At 73.0% G+C, this 18,829-nt stretch carries 15 protein-coding genes; 2 read left to right on the top strand and 13 right to left on the bottom strand.

Features of this window, described 5'->3' with window-relative positions:
* Nucleotides 1–14 precede the first annotated feature (14 nt).
* The gene (locus ACFXI4_RS33630) at nucleotides 15–1,340 is read left to right on the top strand and encodes a glycoside hydrolase family 36 protein (RefSeq protein WP_384998044.1); all 1,326 of its coding nucleotides are present in this window, start codon (nucleotides 15–17) and stop codon (nucleotides 1,338–1,340) included.
* Entirely contained in the window at nucleotides 1,337–3,349 is a 2,013-nt protein-coding gene (locus tag ACFXI4_RS33635) for a beta-galactosidase (RefSeq protein ID WP_384998046.1), read from the top strand. Before ACFXI4_RS33630 ends, ACFXI4_RS33635 begins: the two co-directional genes overlap by 4 nt.
* 97 nt (nucleotides 3,350–3,446) lie before the next feature.
* Here the strand turns inward: ACFXI4_RS33635 and ACFXI4_RS33640 are convergent, their stop codons facing one another.
* The 13 genes from ACFXI4_RS33640 to ACFXI4_RS33700 all read right to left on the bottom strand — a co-directional run bounded on the left by ACFXI4_RS33640 (nucleotide 3,447) and on the right by ACFXI4_RS33700 (nucleotide 18,788).
* On the bottom strand, nucleotides 3,447–4,112 hold the full coding sequence (locus ACFXI4_RS33640) for an NUDIX domain-containing protein (protein ID WP_384998049.1): 666 nt from the start codon (nucleotides 4,110–4,112) through the stop codon (nucleotides 3,447–3,449).
* An 89-nt stretch (nucleotides 4,113–4,201) separates the two neighbouring features.
* Entirely contained in the window at nucleotides 4,202–6,019 is a 1,818-nt protein-coding gene (locus ACFXI4_RS33645) for an ABC transporter ATP-binding protein (RefSeq protein WP_384998052.1), read from the bottom strand.
* Nucleotides 6,020–6,155: 136 nt separating this feature from the next.
* On the bottom strand, nucleotides 6,156–7,160 hold the full coding sequence (locus tag ACFXI4_RS33650) for a sugar kinase (protein WP_384998055.1): 1,005 nt from the start codon (nucleotides 7,158–7,160) through the stop codon (nucleotides 6,156–6,158).
* The gene (locus ACFXI4_RS33655; protein WP_384998058.1) at nucleotides 7,157–7,792 is read right to left on the bottom strand and encodes a bifunctional 4-hydroxy-2-oxoglutarate aldolase/2-dehydro-3-deoxy-phosphogluconate aldolase; all 636 of its coding nucleotides are present in this window, start codon (nucleotides 7,790–7,792) and stop codon (nucleotides 7,157–7,159) included. The genes ACFXI4_RS33650 and ACFXI4_RS33655 overlap by 4 nt, the downstream gene beginning before the upstream one ends.
* Before the next feature lie 287 nt (nucleotides 7,793–8,079).
* Nucleotides 8,080–8,886, bottom strand: a complete 807-nt coding sequence (locus ACFXI4_RS33660) for a hypothetical protein (protein ID WP_384998061.1) — start codon at nucleotides 8,884–8,886, stop codon at nucleotides 8,080–8,082.
* Nucleotides 8,886–10,031, bottom strand: coding sequence for a galactonate dehydratase (gene dgoD, locus ACFXI4_RS33665; RefSeq protein WP_384998064.1), 1,146 nt, complete (start codon nucleotides 10,029–10,031; stop codon nucleotides 8,886–8,888). The genes ACFXI4_RS33660 and dgoD overlap by 1 nt, the downstream gene beginning before the upstream one ends.
* Nucleotides 10,028–10,768 carry an FCD domain-containing protein gene (locus ACFXI4_RS33670; protein ID WP_362729614.1) on the bottom strand — a complete coding sequence of 247 codons (741 nt, stop codon included), beginning with the start codon at nucleotides 10,766–10,768 and terminating at the stop codon, nucleotides 10,028–10,030. Before ACFXI4_RS33670 ends, dgoD begins: the two co-directional genes overlap by 4 nt.
* Before the next feature lie 40 nt (nucleotides 10,769–10,808).
* Nucleotides 10,809–11,582, bottom strand: a complete 774-nt coding sequence (locus ACFXI4_RS33675) for an SDR family NAD(P)-dependent oxidoreductase (RefSeq protein ID WP_384998067.1) — start codon at nucleotides 11,580–11,582, stop codon at nucleotides 10,809–10,811.
* A gap of 41 nt (nucleotides 11,583–11,623) precedes the next feature.
* Nucleotides 11,624–13,672, bottom strand: a complete 2,049-nt coding sequence (locus tag ACFXI4_RS33680) for an alpha-galactosidase (RefSeq protein ID WP_384998070.1) — start codon at nucleotides 13,670–13,672, stop codon at nucleotides 11,624–11,626.
* A complete protein-coding gene (locus ACFXI4_RS33685; protein WP_362731221.1) occupies nucleotides 13,669–14,517 on the bottom strand; it encodes a carbohydrate ABC transporter permease in 849 nt (282 codons plus the stop codon). The genes ACFXI4_RS33680 and ACFXI4_RS33685 overlap by 4 nt, the downstream gene beginning before the upstream one ends.
* A complete protein-coding gene (locus ACFXI4_RS33690; RefSeq protein WP_384998074.1) occupies nucleotides 14,517–15,455 on the bottom strand; it encodes a carbohydrate ABC transporter permease in 939 nt (312 codons plus the stop codon). Before ACFXI4_RS33690 ends, ACFXI4_RS33685 begins: the two co-directional genes overlap by 1 nt.
* 1 nt (nucleotide 15,456) lies before the next feature.
* Complete coding sequence (locus ACFXI4_RS33695) at nucleotides 15,457–16,746, bottom strand: ABC transporter substrate-binding protein (protein WP_384998078.1); 1,290 nt, start codon at nucleotides 16,744–16,746, stop codon at nucleotides 15,457–15,459.
* A 14-nt stretch (nucleotides 16,747–16,760) separates the two neighbouring features.
* A complete protein-coding gene (locus ACFXI4_RS33700) occupies nucleotides 16,761–18,788 on the bottom strand; it encodes a glycoside hydrolase family 27 protein (RefSeq protein ID WP_384998147.1) in 2,028 nt (675 codons plus the stop codon).
* Nucleotides 18,789–18,829: the final 41 nt, after the last annotated feature.

Here is an 18,829-nt window from a genome sequence, read left to right on the forward strand (position 1 = left end):
CGAAAGAGAACCCCGTGCACAACCCGTTCACCCCGGTCGCCTCCGTACCCGTGGACACCTGCTCCGCCCGTGTCCACGAGGAGGGCTGGCAGTCCTGGTCGCCGAGCGGCTCCTACCCCCTCGGCGCCGCCCCGCACCGCCCGGCGAACGCCGACTGGGCAAGCGTGTGCTACCGCCCCGGGCGCACGGTGCCCGCCAGGTCGTACCAGGGCGAGGGTCTGCTGGCGCTCGACCCGGGTGACGGCTCCCCGGTCCGGCTCTGGGCGGCGGCGAACCCGCCGCACGAGGTGCCGTCGATCCGGCTGACCGTGTCGGGCGGTGTCGCCGAGGTGGAGGCCGACGGCCCGGTCAAGGAGTGGACCGGCACGGGCATCCAGTCCGTGCTGGCCGAGTGGGCGGACTCCCTGGCCCTGCCGGCGCCCCGCCCGGCGCCCACCGTGTGGTGCTCCTGGTACGAGTACTTCACCGCCGTCACCGAGGACGACATCCACGAGAACCTGCGGGCGATGGACACCCTCGACCTGCCCATCGACGTGGTGCAGATCGACGACGGCCACCAGAGCGCCCTGGGCGACTGGCTGAACCTCTCCGGCCGCTTCCGCTCACGGCGGGGCATCGCGGACGTCATCCGCGGCCGCGGCCGCCGGGCGGGCATCTGGACGGCGCCCTTCCTGGTCGACCCGGCGAGCGCGCTCGCCGAGACGTACCCGGACTGGCTGGTCCGCGACCCCGACGGCAACCCGCTGCACGCGGGCCGCAACCGGGGCCACGACCGGGGCCACGACCTGTACGTCCTGGACACCACCCACCCGGCCGCCGCGGCCTACCTCACCGAGGTCTTCGCCACGCTGCGCGCCGAGGGCTACGACTACTTCAAGACCGACTTCCTCTACGCGGGCGCGATGGACGGCGTACGGCACTCGGGGGCGGACCCGCTCACCGCCTACCGGCTGGGCATCGCGCTGATCCGGGAGGCCATCGGGGCGGACGCCTACCTGCTGGGCTGCGGGGCGCCGATGCTGCCCTCCATCGGGCTGTTCGACGCGATGCGGGTCAGCCCCGACACCGCGCCGCACCGCCGCTCCGAGGCCCGCGACTACAGCCAGCCGGGCCAGGACCCGGCCGAGTTCACCGGGGCCGGCCGCCAGTGGCAGCACGGCCGGCTCTGGGTCAACGACCCCGACTGCCTGATGGCCCGGCCCGCCGTGGAGACCCGCGCCCGCTGGGCGGCCCATGTGGAGGCCGTCGGCGGCCTGGTCGCCTCCAGCGACCGCCTGCTCTCCCTCGACCCGTGGGGCGTGGACACCACCCGCCGCCTTCTCACCGGAGCCACCCGATGAACGACCGCACCCTCACCGTCCCCGGCATCGTCTACGGCGGCGACTACAACCCCGAGCAGTGGCCCGAGGAGGTGTGGGCCGAGGACGTCCGCCTGATGCGCGAGGCGGGCGTGAACATGGTGAGCGTCGGCATCTTCTCGTGGGCGCTGCTGGAGCCGGCCGAGGGCGTCCACGACTTCTCGCGGATGGACCGGATCCTCGATCTCCTTCACGAGAACGGCATCGCCGCCGACCTCGCCACCCCGACGGCCGCCCCGCCCGCCTGGTTCTTCCGCGCCCACCCCGAGGCGCTGCCGGTCGACCACGACGGCCGCACCCTGTCGTACGGCAGCCGCCAGACGTTCTGCCCGACCAGCCCCGCCTACCGGGCCGCCGCACTGCGGATCGCCGGCGCCCTCGCCGGGCGGTACGCGAGCCACCCGGCCGTGACGATGTGGCACGTCCACAACGAGTACGGCTGCCACAACGCGGCCTGCTACTGCGACACCAGCGCGGAGTCCTTCCGCCGCTGGCTGCGGGCCCGCTACGGCGACGACCTGGCCGCCCTCAACCACGCCTGGGGCACCACCTTCTGGAGCCAGTGGTACTACGACTGGGACGAGATCCTGCCGCCCCGTGCGACCGGTGCCGTACCCAACCCGACGCACCAGCTGGACTGGCGGCGGTTCTGCTCGGACGAGCTGCTGTCGCTGTACACGGCGGAACGGGACGTGCTCCGGGAGGCGGCCCCGGCGATCCCCGCCACCACCAACTTCATGGTGATGCACAACTTCGACGCCCTCGACTACTGGCGGTGGGCCCCGGAGCTGGACGTGGTGGCCAACGACCACTACCTGATGTCCGCCGACCCCGAGTCGCAGATCGACGTCGCCCTCAGCGGTGACGTGATGCGGTCGCTGGCGGGCGGCCCGTGGCTGCTGATGGAGCACTCGACGGGCGCGGTGAACTGGCAGCCCGTCAACCGGGCGAAGAGCCCGGGTGAGTTGCGGCGCAACGCGCTCGCCCATGTGGCGCACGGCGCCGACGGCATCTGCTACTTCCAGTGGCGGGCGGCCAAGGCCGGTGCCGAACAGTGGCACTCCGCGATGCTGCCGCACGCGGGCACCGACAGCCAGATCTGGCGGGACGTGGTCCGGCTGGGCGCGGATCTGCGGGCGCTGGCGGAGGTGCGCGGCAGCGGCGGCACCGCCGAGGTGGCCGTGGTCTGGGACTGGGACGCCCGCTGGGCGCTGGAGTTCCCCTCCCAGCCGAGCGGCGAACTGCGTTACCTGGACCTGGTCCGGGCCTGGTACGAGCCGCTGTGGCGGGCCGGGGTGGCCGTGGACTTCGTCCGGCCGCAGGCGGACCTGTCGGCGTACAAGGCGGTACTGGCGCCGAGCCTGTACCTGGTGGACGACGCGGGCGCGGCGAACCTCACCGCCTTCGCGGAGGCCGGCGGCACCCTCGCCGTCGGCTTCCACAGCGGCATGGTGGACGAGAACAGCCATGTCCGGCTGGGCGGTTACCCGGGGGCGTTCCGGGAGGTGCTGGGCGTCCGCACGGACGAACTGTTCCCGCTGCTGCCGGGTGAGCGGGTGGCGCTCGGCGAGGGCGGCACCGGCTCGCTCTGGTCGGAGCGGGTGCGTCCGGAGGGCGCCGAGGTCCTCACGTCCTACTCCGGCGGCCCGCTGGCCGGTCTCCCGGCGGTGACGCGGCACGGGTACGGCGCGGGCAGCGCCTGGTACCTGGCGACGCTGCCGGACGCGGGGACCCTGGCCGCGCTGCTGGACCGGATCCGCGCGGAGGCGGGCGTGACCGCGGGGCGTAGCGCGCCGGCGGGTGTGGAGGTCGTCGTGCGGCGCGGGGCGGACGCGGACTATGTGTTCGTGATCGACCACACGGGGTCGGGAGCCGAGGTGCCGGTGGCGCCGGGGTCGGTGGAGCTGCTGTCCGGCAAGGCGGTCGACGGGGCCGTCGTGGTGGCTCCGGGTGAGATCGCCGTGGTGCGGGAGGCCCGGCGGCGGGCGTAGCGCCGGGGCGGCAAGGCCGTCACGGGGCAGCGGGTTCGTCGTGACCGGTCACGCAGTTCCCCGCGCCCCTGACGGGGCGAGGCCGCGGGGGCTGGTTTCACCTGGCTGCGAACGGGCCGTCCAGGGCCGCCCATTGGAGCAGCATGATGGTCTTGGCGTCGGCGATCTCTCCGGTGCGGATCATCTCCAGGGCGCGACGGAAGGGGAGTTCGAGGATCTCGATGTCCTCGCCCTCCTCGTCCAGGCCGCCGCCCTCGTGCGTGCGGGTCGCCGGTGTGCAGGCGGCCGCGTAGAAGGAGATCCGCTCGGTCACCGAACCGGGGCTCATGTAGACGTCGAAGACGTGCTCGACGTCCCCGACGGTGTGACCGGTCTCCTCGACGACCTCCCGGCGCACCGCGTGCTCGGGGTGTTCGTCGTCGGCGTCCAGGAGGCCCGCCGGGGTCTCGATGAGCATGCCGTCGGGGTGGCCGTTGACGTACACCGGGAAGCGGAACTGCCGGGTGAGCAGGACGGTTTCGCGCTCGGTGTCGTAGAGCAGCAGCGTGGCGCCGTTGCCGCGGTCGTGGGTCTCGCGTTCCTCGGTGTGCCAGGTGCCGTCGGCATGCCGGTAGTCGAAGGTGGTGGCCCGCTCGACGTACCAGTGGCTGGAGAGCAGCTTCACCTCCCGGACCCGCACGCGCGGGTTGCCGGTCAGGTCGAGGCCCGTGCGGTCGAGTCCGGTGCGGCCCCGGCGGTCGGGGGTGTCGGCCCCGGCGGTCACCGCGGGCCCGCCGGGCGGGCGGGAGCGTTCGGATCGTTCACGATCCCCTGTCTACCACCCGCCCGCGGAACTGGTCCGCCGGACCGGTCCTAGTGCGCCTCGGCCCGTGCCGGGCCCTCGTCGAGGAAGCCGCCCGACTGGTGCTGCCAGAGCTTGGCGTAGGCGCCCTCGGCGGTGAGCAGTTCGTGGTGCGTGCCCTGCTCGACGATCCGGCCGCGGTCCAGGACCACCAGCCGGTCCATGGAGGCGACCGTGCTCAGCCGGTGCGCCACGACGAGTGCCGTGCGGCCCTCCATGAGACGCCACAGCGCCTCCTGGACCAGCATCTCGCTCTCGGAGTCCAGCGCGCTGGTCGCCTCGTCCAGGAGCAGGATCGGGGCGTCCCGCAGGATGGCCCGGGCCAGCGCCACCCGCTGGCGCTGGCCGCCGGAGAGCTTGACGCCACGTTCACCGACCATCGTGTCGAAGCCGTCCGGCAGCGCGTCGGCGAACTCCGTGACATGGGCGGCCTCGGCGGCGAGCCGGATCTCGGCGTCGCCGGCGTCGGGCCGGGCGAAGGCGATGTTGTCCCGCAGGGTGCGGTGGAACATCGCCGGATCCTGCGGCACGTACGCGATCTGGCTGCGCAGGTCGGCCTGGCTCAGCCTGCTGATGTCCTGGCCGCCGATGGTGATCCGGCCGCCGTCGATGTCGGTCATCCGCAGCAGCAGCCGGGTGAGCGTGGTCTTGCCGCCGCCCGACCGGCCGACGAACCCGAACTTCGAGCCGCTGGGCACGTCCAGCTCCAGCCCTTCGAACAGCGGTTTGGCACCCGCGTGGGTGAAGGAGACCTTCTCGAACCGGACGTCGGCGGCCCGCGGCGCCAGCGGTTCCGGGGTCACCGGGTCCAGCACGGTCGGCGGGTCCAGGAGCAGTTCGGTGAACTGGGCCGCCTCCGTCATGGAGCTCTCCATACGCCGGTAGATCTGGTTGAACTCGAACATGATCCGCGTCGCGTTGGTGTAGTAGGTGAACGCGACCACGACCGCCTCCACGCCGTGCCCGCCGCCGGAGAGCCCGACCGCGAGCAGCAGGCCCAGCGCGTTGGTCGCCACGGACATCGGCGCGACGAAGGTGTCGATGCGCAGGTTGCCGTAGTCCCAGGAGCGCAGGGTGCGCCGCCTGGACTCGGCCACCCGGGAGCGGTGTTCGGCGGCCTCGCGCCGTTCGGCGGCGAACGCGCGGACCGTGTCCATGTTCATCAGGCTGTCCGCGACATGGCCGGACACCCGTGCGATGGCCTCCTCCCGCTGGGCGACCAGCCGCTGCCGCCGCCGGATCAGCGGCACCACGCACACCGCGGTGACCGCGATCATCGTGAGCAGCCCGACGACCAGGAGCGGTTCGTAGCGCCACAGCACCACCGACCCGAAGAGCAGCGGCACGAAGCTGCCCACGATGTTGAAGGTGAGCGTGTCGGCGAACTCCTCGAAGCGGGTGGCGAAGCTCAGCACCCGCTTGGTGAGCGACCCGGCGAAGTTGTCGTGGAAGAACGCGGAGTCCTTGGCGAACAGTTCGTCCATGCCGGTGACGTACAGCTGCTCGATGCCGAGCGCGTCCAGGCGGTTGAGGCAGTGCAGACCGATCCGCCAGAAGGTCTCCGCCAGCAGCAGGACACCGCCGAAGCCGAGGACGTACGGCAGTGCGGCGCCGAGGCCCAGGCCGCGGCCGTCGGCGACCCTGCCGACCAGCTTGGCGACGACCAGCGGCGCCACGTAGTTGATGCCGATGTTGCCGAGCGCCGGCAGCAGCATTCCGGGCAGGGTGAACCACTTGAGCCGCGCCAGTTCCCGTCCGTAGTAACGAAGTGCGAGCAGGACGGCACCTTGTCGCGGTCCGCTCGCAGGTAAATCGACTGAGGATGTCATCTCAACCCTGTGTAGTCGTCGTACGGCATGCCGAGTCGGCCGGCGCATGGTCTGCGGCGGCCTCGAATCGGCAGGTCAGGAAAGGGAAGTGTGCCGCGACGACGGTCACTGAGTCCACGTGTTTTCCGGACGGCGGCTACTGTCCGAACACGCGGTCGACCCGGTCGTCGTACCGCTCCCAGTCACCGGCCACGAGGCCGAGGAGCCGCCGGGTCTGAGCAGGGCCGGGCAACGGACCGTGGTCTCCTGTCACCTTGAGGGCGGAGACGGCGGTGATGTGGCCGAGCCGCAGGGCACGGTCCGTCGTCCCGCCGTGCAGCAGCCCGGCCAGGAAGCCCGCCGCGAACGCGTCGCCCGCGCCAACGGGTTCCACCACGGTCGTGCGCAGCGCGGGCACCGTGCGAAGGCCGTCCGCGGTGACGGCCGTGGCCGCGCGGGCGCCGTCCTTGACGACGAGGATCCGCGGACCGGGCAGCAGGTCCCGCACGCCGGTGACGGTGAGGTCCTCGCCCCACAGCGCCTGCGCCTCGTCCAGGCCCACGAGGGCGATGTCCGCCCGGTCGGCGAGGGCGCGCAGGGTCGTCGGCGCCGTGCCGTCGGGCCACAGGGCGGCGCGGTGGTTGACGTCGAAGCTGATGGCGTACGGCCGTTCGGCGGCCGGCGTGGCGAGGGCGCGGGTCACCAGGTCGCGGCAGGACGCCGAGAGGGCGGGGGTGATGCCGGTGAGGTGCAGGAGGGCGGCGGAGCGCAGCGGTTCGCCGTCCAGGACGCCTGGGCCGAGCGCCGAGGCCGCCGAACCCGTGCGGTAGTAGTGGACGCGGGTTCCGGCGGGGCCGGGGTTCTTGACCAGGAGGCCGGTGGGCCGGTGCGGATCGGTGCGCACATGGCTGACGTCGACCCCGGCGGCGGCGACCGCCGCGCGCACCCGGTGGCCCAGCGGATCGTCGCCGACGGCCGAGAGCCAGACGGCCGGGATGCCGTGGTCCGCGAGGTACATGGCCACGTTGGACTCGGCACCGGCCGTGGACAGCCTCAGTCGCTCGGCCTCGGCGAGCGGCCGGGGCGGGTCGGGGGCGAGGGCCGCCATGGTCTCGCCGACGCAGACGACCCGGCCCGGGGCCGGCCGCCAGGGTGCCGTCATGCCTGTCCGTCCTCCGCCACGGCGGCCAGGAACGCCCGGGCCCGGTCGCGCAGTCCGGCGCCGTCGCCGCCGTCGGCCGCGTCGCCGACCAGCGGGGAGCCGACGCCGACGGCGGTCGCCCCGGCCGCGAGGTAGGCGCGGGCCGCCGGGACGTCGACGCCGCCCACCGGCACCAGCACGGCGTCGGGGAACGGGCCGCGCAGCGCCTTCAGATAGGCCACTCCCCCGGCCTCGGCGGCGGGGAAGAGCTTCAGCGCGGCCGCGCCCCGGGCCTGCGCGGCGATCACGTCGGTGGGGGTCAGCACACCCGCAAGGACCGGCATCCCGAGGTCCAGCGCGGTGTCCACGCCGGCGCCGAGGCCGGGGGTGACCGCGAAGGTGGCGCCGGCCTCGTGGGCGGCCCGCGCGTCTGCGGCGGTCAGCACGGTGCCGGCGCCCAGCGGCCGGCCGGGCCCCAGCTCCTTGGCGGCCCGCGCCAGGACGGAGAGCGCGTCGGTGCCGCTGAGGGACACCTCGATCAGTTCGATGCCCTCCTCGGCCAGGGTCAGCACGGTTCGCAGGGCGGCTTCCGGGTCGGTGCCGCGCACGATGGCGAGCAGTCGGCGGGAGGTGAGGGCGGCGCGCAGGTCCACGGCCAGGGCTCCTTGTGGGGTTCGGGTTTCGGGGGTGACCGCCACCCGCCTCCGCGAGGTTCGGGCCTCTCGGGTGGGGCGAGGGTCGTCTCTGCGATTCGGGGCTCTCGAGGACACCGGCCGCCGCGAGGTCCGGGTATCTCGGCGGCATCGGCCACCTCCGCGGCCAGGTCTCCCGGGCGGGCCCGGGCGCCGTGAGCTTCGGGACTCGCAGGCGCCGTCGGCCGCCGCTACGACAGGGGACTCTCTCCCGGGGGTATCGGTCACCGTCCGCGGCTCGGGTGTTCTCAGGGGCAGCGGCAGGCGGCTCGTACCGTGAGGCGCCAGTGGACCTCGCCGGAGGCGCCGACCCGGGCCGCGTCGTCCGGGCCCGCGTCGGCGAGGTCGAAGACCCGGCCGAGCATGGGTTCCACGCCGGTGCTGCGGTAGGGCCGGCCCGCCGGGAAGCCGCCGAGGTTGCGCCACAGGGCGACCGAGACCGGCTGACCGTCCGCCTCGACGGTGAAGGAGAGCCGGTCCCCGTCGTCGTGCACACAGCACCGGCCGTCGGCCAGCACCGCCCCGGCCGCCGTCCCGTCGTCCGGTCCGAACCGGTCGAGCCGCAGCCCGAGCGGTGCCGGCCAGCCGTCCTCCAGCCAGCGGGCGCCGTCCGGCCAGGGCCGGTTCAGCAGCGGTGCCGCCTCCGGGAACAGCCGGGTCGGCGCCGTGTGCCGGGCCTTGACCACGGCCTCCTCGGAGAGGTCCAGCAGGGCGTGCGCGGCCCACAGGAAACGGAAGCCTGGTTCGGCCGTCAGCACGTAGTCGGCCTGGACGCCGTCGGCCGTGCCGCTCAGCCTGCGCGTCAGGGTGAAGCGTTCGCAGCGGACCCGCTCGGCGTCCCCCTCCCGGGTCCAGGCCCGGGACCAGGCGTCCCCGTGATCGGGGGTGCCGCGCACGGTGGGGACGCACTCCTCCAGTCCTCCGGCGTCCACGAACGCGTCGCCGGGTGCCACGCCGTCGCGTCCGGTGTCGCCCCGCCGCCACAGCCACTCGCGGCCACCGTGGCGCAGTGAGGTCCAGCGGCCGCCGTGCGCGAGGTCGGTCAGGACGTCCATCACCACTCCGCGAAGGAACCGTCGGGGTGCCGCCACACCGGGTTGCGCCACTGGTGGCCGGCCCGGTCGGCGGCACGGACGGCCGCCTCGTCGACGGTGATGCCGAGCCCCGGGGCGTCGCCGCGCCGGGCGTGCCCGTCGACGAACCGGAAGGGTTCGGTGTCGACCAGGTAGGACAGGAGATCGGCCTCCTTGTTGTAGTGGATGCCCCGGCTCTGCTCCTGGATCAGGAAGTTCGGCGTGGCGAAGGCGACCTGGAGACTCGCCGCGAGCGCGATGGGCCCGAGCGGGCAGTGCGGGGCGAGCTGCGCGCCGTAGGTCTCGGCGAGCGAGGCGATGCGGTGCACCTCGGAGATGCCGCCCGCGTGGGACAGGTCCGGCTGGGCCACCGCGACACCCGCGGCGAGGACGGGCAGGAACTCGGCCCGCGAGTACAGGCGTTCACCGGTGGCCAGCGGTACCGGGCTCGCCGCGACCAGGCCGGGCAGCAGGTGACCCTGCTCGGGGACGACGGGCTCCTCGACGAACAGCGGGTGCAGAGGGGCGAGTTCGGTGAGGACCCGGCGGGCGCCGGCGGCGGTGAAACGGCCGTGGAAGTCGACGGCGACATCGCGGTCGGGGCCGAGGACGTCGCGGGCGGCCGCCACCCGGGCGACCACGGCCGCGGTCTCCGCCGCCGTGGTGATGGGCGAGGTGGCCCCGGCCGCGTTCATCTTCACGGCGGTGAAGCCCGCCTCCACCTGGGCGGTGACCTGTTCGGTGAGTTCGGCGGGTTCGTCGCCGCCGACCCAGGCGTACACCCGGACCCGGTCGCGTACCGGGCCGCCGAGCAACGCGTGCACGGGCGCGCCGTAGGTCTTGCCGGCGATGTCCCACAGCGCCTGGTCGAGTCCGGCGACGGCGCTGGACAGGACGGGGCCGCCCCGGTAGAAGCCGCCCTTGGTGAGCACCTGCCAGTGGTCCTGGACCCGCAGCGGGTCCTGCCCCACCAGGTACTCGGCGAGGACCTCGACGGCTGCGCGCACCACCTCGGCGCGGCCCTCGACGACGGGTTCGCCCCAGCCCACGACCCCCTCGTCGGTCTCGACACGGCAGAACAGCCAGCGTGGCGGGACGAGGAAGGTCTCTATTCGTTCGATCTTCACTGGCCGCCGTTGCCTTTCGGTTCGTCGGTGCCGTCGAGCCGGGCCAGGTCGCGGCCCGCCTGGTCGAGCAGGGCACGCATGGCGCGCTCGGCGGCCCCGGGGTCGCCGTCGCGGACGGCGTCCAGGACGGCGCGGTGGGCGGGGACGGGGGGCTCGCTGTGCGGTGAGCTGTGCACGAGGCGGTCGCGGTGGGCGAGCCCCGACTCGATCACCATCTCCATGCGTTCGAGGAGTTCGTTGTGGGTGGCGGCGAGCAGTGCGCGGTGGAAGGCGAGGTCGGCGTCGACCGCGTGGCCCGGGTCGGCGTCGTCGTGCCGTCCCATGGCGTCCAGGGCCGCCTCCAGGGCCAGCAGGTCGGCGTCGGTGCGGCGCTCGGCGGCGAGCCGGACGGCGGCCGGTTCGATGATCGCCCGGACCTCGGCGAGGTTGTGCAGCAGCGACCGGTCGGCGTCGGCGGTACCGGCGCCCTCGAACTGCCAGCGCAGTACGTCGGCGTCGAGCAGGTTCCAGTCCGCCCGGGCGCGCACGAACGTGCCGCGCTTCTGGCGGGCGTCGACCATCCCCTTGGCGGCGAGCACCTTGAGGGACTCGCGCAGGGCGGTCAGGCTGACGTCGAGTTCGCGCTGCAGCGCCACCAGGTCGAGGGTGGCCCCTTCCGGGATCTCGCCGCCCAGGATGCGGCGCGCCAGGGCCTCCACGGTCTGGCCGTGCACACCGCGGCGGGCGTAGGGCGTCATGTCGTACAGCCTTTCTGTTCACGACGTGGTTCGGCGGCGCTCACACCGAGTCCTTCACGACACTCCAGCCGCCGTCCACGACGAGCCTGGCCCCGGTGACGAACGAGGCCTCGTCGGCGCACAGGAACGCGATCGCAGCGGCCACCTCCTCGGGCGTGCCGAACCGGCGGGCGGCGGTCTGCGCGACGCTGCGCTCCCGCTCCTCGGGCGGCACCCGGTCCCAGGCACCGGTCAGGACCGGCCCGGGGAGCACCGTGTTGACGCGTACCTCGGGCCCGTACTCGACGGCGAGCTGCCCGCCCAGGGAGAGCAGGGCGCCCTTGGACGCCGCGTAGGCGGGGTGTCCGGGGATGCCGGCGTGGGCGTGCACCGACGAGGTGAGCACCACGGCCCCGCGGCGGGCCCGCAGGTCGGCGAGGACCGCCTTGAAGCCGAGGAAGCTCGCGGTGAGGTTGACGGCGAGCTGCCGCTGCCAGGACTCGGCCGGCATCTCGTGCGCCGGTAGGACGTCGACGGTGTAGGCGTTGCTGACGAGCACGTCGACCGGGCCGTAGGCATGGGCGGCGGTGACGATCCGGGCCCAGTCGTCCTCGGCGGCGACGTCGGCGTGCACGTAACAGGCCCGGCCGCCGTCCTTGGTGATGCCGTCCACCACGGTCTGCCCGCGTTCGTCCGCGATGTCGACGAGGACGACGGCGGCCTCCTCCCGGGCGAGGCGTTCGGCGGTGGCGGCTCCGATGCCGGAGGCGGCACCGGTCACCACGGCGGTACGGCCGGTGAAGCGGGCACCGTACCGTCGTACGGACTGGTCCATCGGGCTCCTTAGAGGGTGAGCTTGCTGGAAACATATGCGGCCTACCGGCGGGTCAGCACCACCAGGTCCGCATCGTGGTCGGCGCTCCAGGCGAACGGCAGGCCGTGGTGGAGCAGATGGGCTCCGCCGTACGTCGTTCCGGTCGCCGTGTCCCGGTAGCGGGCCGCCGGGTCCAGGCCGCGCAGCCGGAGCCGGTCGGGGCGGCCGGTCAGCAGCGGGGCGCCGTCGAGGCGGCCGGTGGAGAACGCGGCGACGACGGTACGGTCCCCGTGGTCGTACTGCACTCCGCAGCTGGTGTCGTCCGGGGTGCCCAGCAGCCGGGCCTCGCCGAGGTGGACGACGTCCCGGACCTCCTTGTAGCGGGCGATCCACCGGGCGGCCTCGGCCTGCTCAGCGGGGGTCCAGACGCGCAGGTCGGCGCCGATGCCCAGGACCCCGCACAGGGCGTTGACGAAGCGGAAGGCGAGGCTGCGCGGCCGCGGGTCGAGGATTCCGGGGGCGTCGGTGACCCAGGAGCTCATCACGTGCGGGGCGTGCGCGTGCAGGAAGCCGTGCTGGATGCGCAGCCGGTCCATGGGTGCGGTGTTGTCGCTGGGCCAGACGACGTCGGTGCGGGCGACGGTGGCGTGCTCGATCCGGCCGCCGCCGCCGGCGCAGCCCTCGACGGTGACGTCCGGGTGGGCGGTGCGCAGGTGGTCGAGGACGCGCAGGTATCCGGCGACATGCTCGGCGTCCAGGTCCACGGGGCCGGCGCCGGGCCGGCCGCGCTCGGTGGGCGGGCGGTTCATGTCCCACTTGAGGTAGCCGATGTCGTAGGTGCCGAGCAGCCGGTCCAGGGTCGCGATGACGAACTCCTGGACGTCGGTGCGGCCGAGGTCCAGGAGGAGCTGGTTGCGGACCAGCCGGGAGGGGCGGCCGTCGACGCGGTACACCCACTCGGGGTGTTCGGCGTACAGCCGGCTGCCGGGGCTGACCGCCTCCGGCTCGACCCACAGCCCGAAGTCCAGGCCGAGGGCGCGGACCTCCGCCACGAACCGGTCGAAGCCCTCCGGGAACGCCTGAGGGTCCGGGTACCAGTCGCCGAGTCCGCCGGTGTCGTCGGCGCGGCCGGTGAACCAGCCGTCGTCCACGACGAACAGTTCGGCCCCGATGTCCGCGGCCGCCTTGGCCAGCTCCAGCTGCCCGGCCGCGTCGACGTCGAAGCCGGTCGCCTCCCAGGAGTTGTAGAGCACCTTGCGCGGCCGGTGCAGCCGCTCCCCGGTGAGCCGGCGTTCGTAGCGGTGCCAGACCCGGGACAGGCCGTCGAGGCCGTCCGGGCTGAACGCGCAGGCGAGGCGCGGGGTGCTGAGGGTCTCCCCCGCGGCCAGCAGGACGGCGCCCTCGTGCGGGACCCGGCCGGCGCGGACCCGCACGGCGCCGCCGGGTTCGGCCTCCGCCGTGATGTGCCAGTTGCCGGACCATTCCAGGGCGATGCCGTACGCCGCGTCCCCGTCGCTGCGCACGGCCAGCCAGGGCGCGTAGGCGTGCCCCGGCGCGCCCTGGAGGCTGCCGATGGTGAACGTGCCGCGTTCCAGGTCGAGATGGGTGAGCTGGAACTCCTGCGACCACTGCCCGGCGAGGTAGGTCAGCCGGGCCGCACCGGTCACCGGGATGTTCACGGCGGCCGAGTCGAGGCGTTCCAGGCGGAGTTCCCCGGCGGCGGTGAACTCGGTCCAGCGCAGGATCACATCGGTGCCCGGCACGGTCTCGTAGCACAGGACCGTGCGCAACCCGGTCTTCTCGTCGGTGAAGGCCAGCCGCAGCCCGCCCTCCGCCTGCTCCGCGCCGTCGAACTCCCACCACACGCCCCGCTCGTCGCCGGCGATCAGCTCGGAGCCGGTGAACGGACGCAGCCCGTACGGCAGATACTCGGCCGGGGCGGCGTCGGCGGGCGTGATGAAGTGGGTGCGGTGGGACCAGTCGAGGGCCGACGGCCCGTCCTCGACGCCGAGCGGGCCCCAGGCGTCGAGCTCGGCCCAGGGGCCGTCCGGGGAGAGACGGACGGTGTAGGAGGTGTGCTCCGTGCGCAGGGTCCAGCGGGTGTACGTCACTTGACCGCTCCGAGGTTGAGTCCGGCAACGAAGTGGCGCTGGAAGCGGAGGAACACGGCGACCGTGGGCGCGGCGGCGATGACCGAGCCGGCGGCGATCACGTTCCACATGGACACGTACTGGCCCTGGAGTCCGATGAGGGCGGCGGTGATAGGCATCTTGGAGTCGCTGCGCAGGACGGTGATCGCCCAGAGCAGGTCGTTGAAGATCCAGGTGAAGGACAGCGCGCTGAGGGCCGCCAGGGCGGGGCGGGTCAGCGGGAGGATGATCCGCCAGAAGATCTGCCACGGCCCGGCACCGTCCACCACCGCCGCCTGCTGGATCTCGACGGGGATGGACCGCATGAACCCGTGCAGGACGAAGACGTAGAAACCGACGCCGAAGCCGATCTGCACACCGATGAGCGCGGGCAGGGTGTCGTAGACGCCCATCAGTTCGCTCAGCTTGGACACCGGGATGAGCAGGATCTGCGGGGGCAGCAGGTTGCCGCCGAGCATCAGGAGCAGCAGCGAGCGCCGGAAGGGGAGTTCGTAGCGGCTGAGGGCGAACGCGGCCATCGCGGCGAGGGCGAGGGTCACCAGGACGCTGGGGACGGTCACCAGCAGGCTGTTGATCAGCGCGCGCTGCTGGCCGCCGTCGGTCCAGGCCTGCCGGAAGTTGCCGAGGGTGAAGGAGTGCGGCCAACTGCCCAGTCCGTGGCCGGCGATGTCGTCGAAGGTACGCAGGCTGGTGACCACGACCAGGAGGATGGGCAGCAGCCACAGCACGGCCAGCGCACCGGCGCCCAGGTGGAATCCGGCGGTGGCGGCACGCCTGCGGCGCAGTGCCGTCGAGTCGGCGGACATCAGTCGGCCTCCCGGAACGCGCGGACCAGATAGGAGGCGATGACCCCGAAGGCGAGGACGAAGATGACGACGGCCAGGGCGGACCCGTAGCCGAGGCGAAGCGACTGGAAGGCGGTCGAGTACATGTAGGTGCTCAGCAGTTCGGACGAGTGGTAGGGGCCGCCGCGGGTCAGTGACCAGACGACGTCGAAGGAGCGCAGCGAGTCGATCACGATGACGGACAGCACCACCGCGTTGACACTGCGCAGTTGGGGCAGGGTCACGTGCCGGAAGCGCTGCAGCGCGCTCGCGCCGTCGACCCTGGCGGCCTCGTAGAGCGCCGGGTCGATGCCCTTGAGGCCGGCCAGGTACAGGACCATGACGTAGCCGATCTGCCGCCACAGCGCGGGCACGATCACCGCGTACAGGGCGGTGTCCTGGTCGGCGAGCCAGGCGTGCCGGAGGCTGCCGAGGCCCACGCCCTGCAGCAACTGGTTGAGCACGCCGTCGGGTTGGTAGATCGCCTGCCAGACGAGGGCGGTGGCGACCAGGGAGAAGACCACCGGCAGGAACAGCGCGGCCCGGTAGAAGCCGATCCCGCGCCGCTCCTGCTGGAGGAACAGCGCGGCGGCAAGGCCCAGCACGGCGGACAGCCCGCCGAACAGGACCAGCCACAGCACGGTGTGCCCGGCCGCGCTGCGGAAGACGTCGTCGTGGGCCATCTCCCGGAAGTTGTCCAGGCCGACGAACTGCGGCGGGGAGACACCGTCCCACTTCGTCAGGGCGAGGTAGAAGCCCTGCACGGCGGGCCAGAACACCCACACGGCCTCGGCCAGGAGCGGCACCAGGACGAAGGCGAGGACCAGGGGCGGGGTGTGCCGGGGCCCCCGGCCCGCCCGCCGCGTTCGGGCGGGCGGGCGGGCCGGGGACTTCTGGTCCGGAGCGGTCAGGACAGCCATCTCAGGCGTTCCAGATCTTCTCGGCGTCCCGCTGCCAGTCGGTCAGGATGCTCCCGATCGACTTGGGCCTGGCGAAGAACTTGGTGAGCGCGGTGTCCGCGGTGGGCTGGAGGGCGTCGCTGGAGTCCCGGTTGAAGAACTGGGTGATCTCGGCGGCCGCGTCGACGTGCGCGCGGCCCTTCTTCACCAGTGCGGTGCCGGCGTCCTTGGCGTCCGGGTTGCAGGGCAGCACGGTGCCGGAGGAGCCCTTGATGTAGATCTCCTGGGCCTCGGCCGTGGCGAGGTAGCTCATCAGGTCGCGGACCTGGTCGCCGCGTCCGGTGCGGGCACTGGCGAAGTAGCCGTCGACGGGCGCCTCCTCGGCGAGCGGGACCTTGGAGTCGATGACCGGGAAGCGGAAGAAGTCGATGTCGTCGATGGCGTTCTTGGGCGCCGAGTCGGCGAAGAAGGTGCCGATGAGCATCATGCCGGTCTTGCCGCCGAGCAGGGCGGTCGTCGCGTCCTGGAAGGCCAGGGCGGTGCCGTTCGGGTCGAAGTACGGCAGCACCTCCTGCCAGCGGTCGAAGACCTTGCGCACCTCGGGGTCGTCGAACCGGTGCTTGCCCGCGAGGAGTTCGCGGTGGTACTGGGCGCCGTTGATCCGGATGTCGAGGTAGTCGAACCAGGCGGACGCCACCCACGGCGTGTTGCCGCCGGCGCCGAGCCCGATCGGGGCGATGCCCTTGCTCTTGAGCTTGTCGCACAGGTCGAGGAAGCCGTCCCAGCTGGTGGGCTCGCTCACACCCCACTTGGCGAACTGGGACTTCCGGTAGAACATGCCCCACCAGTAGTAGGTGTTGGGCACGAAGACCTTCTTGCCGGAGCTCGCCGTGCAGAGCGTGTTCAGCGCCTTGGAGTAGCGCTTGAGGTCGGGCGAGGAGGCCCACACCTCGTCGAGGTCGAGCAGCAGGTTCTTCTTCGCGTAGGCGTCCGCGACCGAGCCGGGGTACCAGGTGTACACGTCCGGCGGGTTGGCCGAGGTGAGGTAGGTCGGCAGCTGGGTGCGGAAGGTCTCGGCGGCGACCGTGTTGAGACTCGCCTTGCCGGACCCCTTCTTCGCGTACGCCGCGACCAGGTCCTCCATCGCGGACTTGGCCTGCGGGGCGGACAGGTTGGACTGGAGGGTCACCGCGCCCTTCGAGGAGCCCTTGGCGGAGGAGCTGTCGGTGACGCAGCCGCTGAGCAGGGCCGCTGTCCCGGCGGCCCCGAGTCCGGCGAGGAACCGGCGTCGGCTGGGCTGTTGGTCGGTCATGGTCGTTTCCTCAGTCACTTGATTCGGGTGCGGTACACGTGGCCGTCGACGCCGCGGAACACCGCGTCGACGGCGCCTTCCGGTCCGGCGACCGCGCCGAGCGCACCGTCGAACGCGGCGCTCGGGAACTCCTGCCGTTTGCTCCAGCCCTGCCAGGCGCCCTCGGCGTACCGCTGCTGCCACAGCGTGTAGTCGGCCGCCCGGGCGTACAGCAGCACCGTGTCGCCGACGGCGACCAGGGTCGGGCTGCCGCTGACGGTCCCGCCGAGGGACGTCCAGCCGGACCACTCCCCCGCGGTGTCCCGGCTCCGTGTCCACACGTCGTCGGCGGCGCCGCGTACGGCGACATGGACGCGCCCCTGCGCGTCGACGGCGGCGGAGGGGCGGCCGTACACCTGCCGGTCGCCGGGCGCGCCGAGCGAGGACCAGCCGGACGCCGGGCCGCGCTGGACGACGGTGCCGTCGGTGCCGGTCGCCAGCAGCGTCCAGTGCGCGGGGTCGGTGAAGGCGACGGACGGCGCGTCGGCCAACTGCCCGCCCAGGGACTGCCAGTGGCCCCAGCGGCCGTCGGCGTAGATCCGCCGGTAGGCGCGGGAGTCGTCGCCGCGTACGAAGACGTCGATCCGGCCGCCGGCGGAGGCGTACACCGCGGGCTGGCCGAGGATCCCGCCGTGGACCGGGCCACCGAGGTCCCGCGCCCTGCCGTCCGCCTTCTCGACGAGCGAGCCGTGCGGTCCGCGGAAGAAGGCGGCGCCACCGCTCGCGACGGCCGGGCTCGCCGTGGCCGTGACCCCGAGGTCGGTGCCCGGCAGCACGTCGGCGCCGGTGAGCTTCAGGAACGCGGTGCCGTGCGCGGGCACCTCGACGGTGTACGAGCCGGTGTGCGTGCCCCGGTCGGTACGCGCCCTCAGGTCGCGCACGCGCACCGGTCCGCCGAGGCCGGTGTCCGAGAAATGGACGGTGCGCTGGGCGGGCTGGTCGGACCGGTTGAGCAGGACGACCGCGCGCTGTCCGCGCCCCTGGAGCACCTTGCTGTAGACGTCTCCGGCCGAGTCGGTGGCGACCCGCACGCCCTGGACGGCGAGGGGGTCCTGGTCCACGGCGATGATCTCCGGGTTGCGCAGGGTCGCGAGCATCGAGTCCGACAGCGTCCGCGGGTCGGATCCCAGGACCAGCGGCGAGCCCATCTCGGCCCACATCACGAACTGGCTGGTGGACTCCTCCTGCGTCAGCTCGTACGACCCGTCGGTCATCTTCCGCATGGGAATGAGGTAGTCCGGGTCGTTGTAGTGGCCGGGGCCCTGCGCCTCGGGGTGCCAGGCGTTGGCGTCCATGTTGCGCAGGATGTTGGGCCACTCGCCGGGGCTCGGGGTGCCCCAGGCGATGTCGGTGCCGGTGCGCCAGGAGTCGGCGATGGCCGGGGCGTAGACGTAGGTGTTGTGGGCGTCCTGCTCGGGGGTGTGCGGCAGGCCCCAGTCGTCGGTGAGCGGGTTGCAGAGGTTCAGCAGCATCCTGCGGCCGGACTTGGCGACCGCGTCACTGAACTCCTTGTAGGCGGGGCCCGGATCGAGCTTCGCGCCGATGCCGCAGAGGAAGTCCACCTTGATGGCGTCGATCTTCCAGTTCGCGAACTGCCGTGCGTCCTGGTCGTAGTACCCGCGGCTGCCGAGGCCGCAGCTCTTGCCGCCGTCGTAGGTGCCGCCGTCGGTGTAGATGCCGGCCCGCAGACCGCGCTTGTGCAGGTAGGAGACGAGGGCCGGGATGCCGGACGGGAAGCGGTCCGGGTTGGCGACCAGGTGCCCCTGCGCGTCGCGGGGGTTGTCGGCCTGCCAGCCGCCGTCCAGCCACACGATGTCGTATCCGCTGTCGCGCAGACCGCTGCTGACCAGCCGGTCGGCGACGGAGCGCACCTCCTTCTCGGTGGGCGCGCCCAGTCCGTAGTAGGTGTTCCATCCCATGTAGGGAGTCGGCGCGAGGCCGCTGTCGTAGAAGCCGGGTGCGCCCTGGTCGACGGCCGTCCGCGCGACGGCGTCGGGGGCCATGGTGGCGGCCAGGACGGCCGCGATCGCGGTCGCGAGGGCGG

It is taken from the genome of Streptomyces sp. NPDC059224, from assembly GCF_042754285.1.
Lineage (GTDB): Bacteria > Actinomycetota > Actinomycetes > Streptomycetales > Streptomycetaceae > Streptomyces.

Excerpts from the sequence above, each read along its gene's own strand:
- ACFXI4_RS33635 (WP_384998046.1), top strand. The coding sequence starts at position 1,337 with ATGAACGACCGCACCCTCACCGTCCCCGGCATCGTCTACGGCGGCGAC.
- ACFXI4_RS33645 (WP_384998052.1), bottom strand. The coding sequence starts at position 6,019 with ATGACATCCTCAGTCGATTTACCTGCGAGCGGACCGCGACAAGGTGCC.
- ACFXI4_RS33650 (WP_384998055.1), bottom strand. The coding sequence starts at position 7,160 with ATGACGGCACCCTGGCGGCCGGCCCCGGGCCGGGTCGTCTGCGTCGGC.
- ACFXI4_RS33660 (WP_384998061.1), bottom strand. The coding sequence starts at position 8,886 with ATGGACGTCCTGACCGACCTCGCGCACGGCGGCCGCTGGACCTCACTG.
- ACFXI4_RS33670 (WP_362729614.1), bottom strand. The coding sequence starts at position 10,768 with ATGACGCCCTACGCCCGCCGCGGTGTGCACGGCCAGACCGTGGAGGCC.
- ACFXI4_RS33675 (WP_384998067.1), bottom strand. The coding sequence starts at position 11,582 with ATGGACCAGTCCGTACGACGGTACGGTGCCCGCTTCACCGGCCGTACC.
- ACFXI4_RS33685 (WP_362731221.1), bottom strand. The coding sequence starts at position 14,517 with ATGTCCGCCGACTCGACGGCACTGCGCCGCAGGCGTGCCGCCACCGCC.
- ACFXI4_RS33690 (WP_384998074.1), bottom strand. The coding sequence starts at position 15,455 with ATGGCTGTCCTGACCGCTCCGGACCAGAAGTCCCCGGCCCGCCCGCCC.
- ACFXI4_RS33695 (WP_384998078.1), bottom strand. The coding sequence starts at position 16,746 with ATGACCGACCAACAGCCCAGCCGACGCCGGTTCCTCGCCGGACTCGGG.
- ACFXI4_RS33700 (WP_384998147.1), bottom strand. The coding sequence starts at position 18,788 with ATGGCCCCCGACGCCGTCGCGCGGACGGCCGTCGACCAGGGCGCACCC.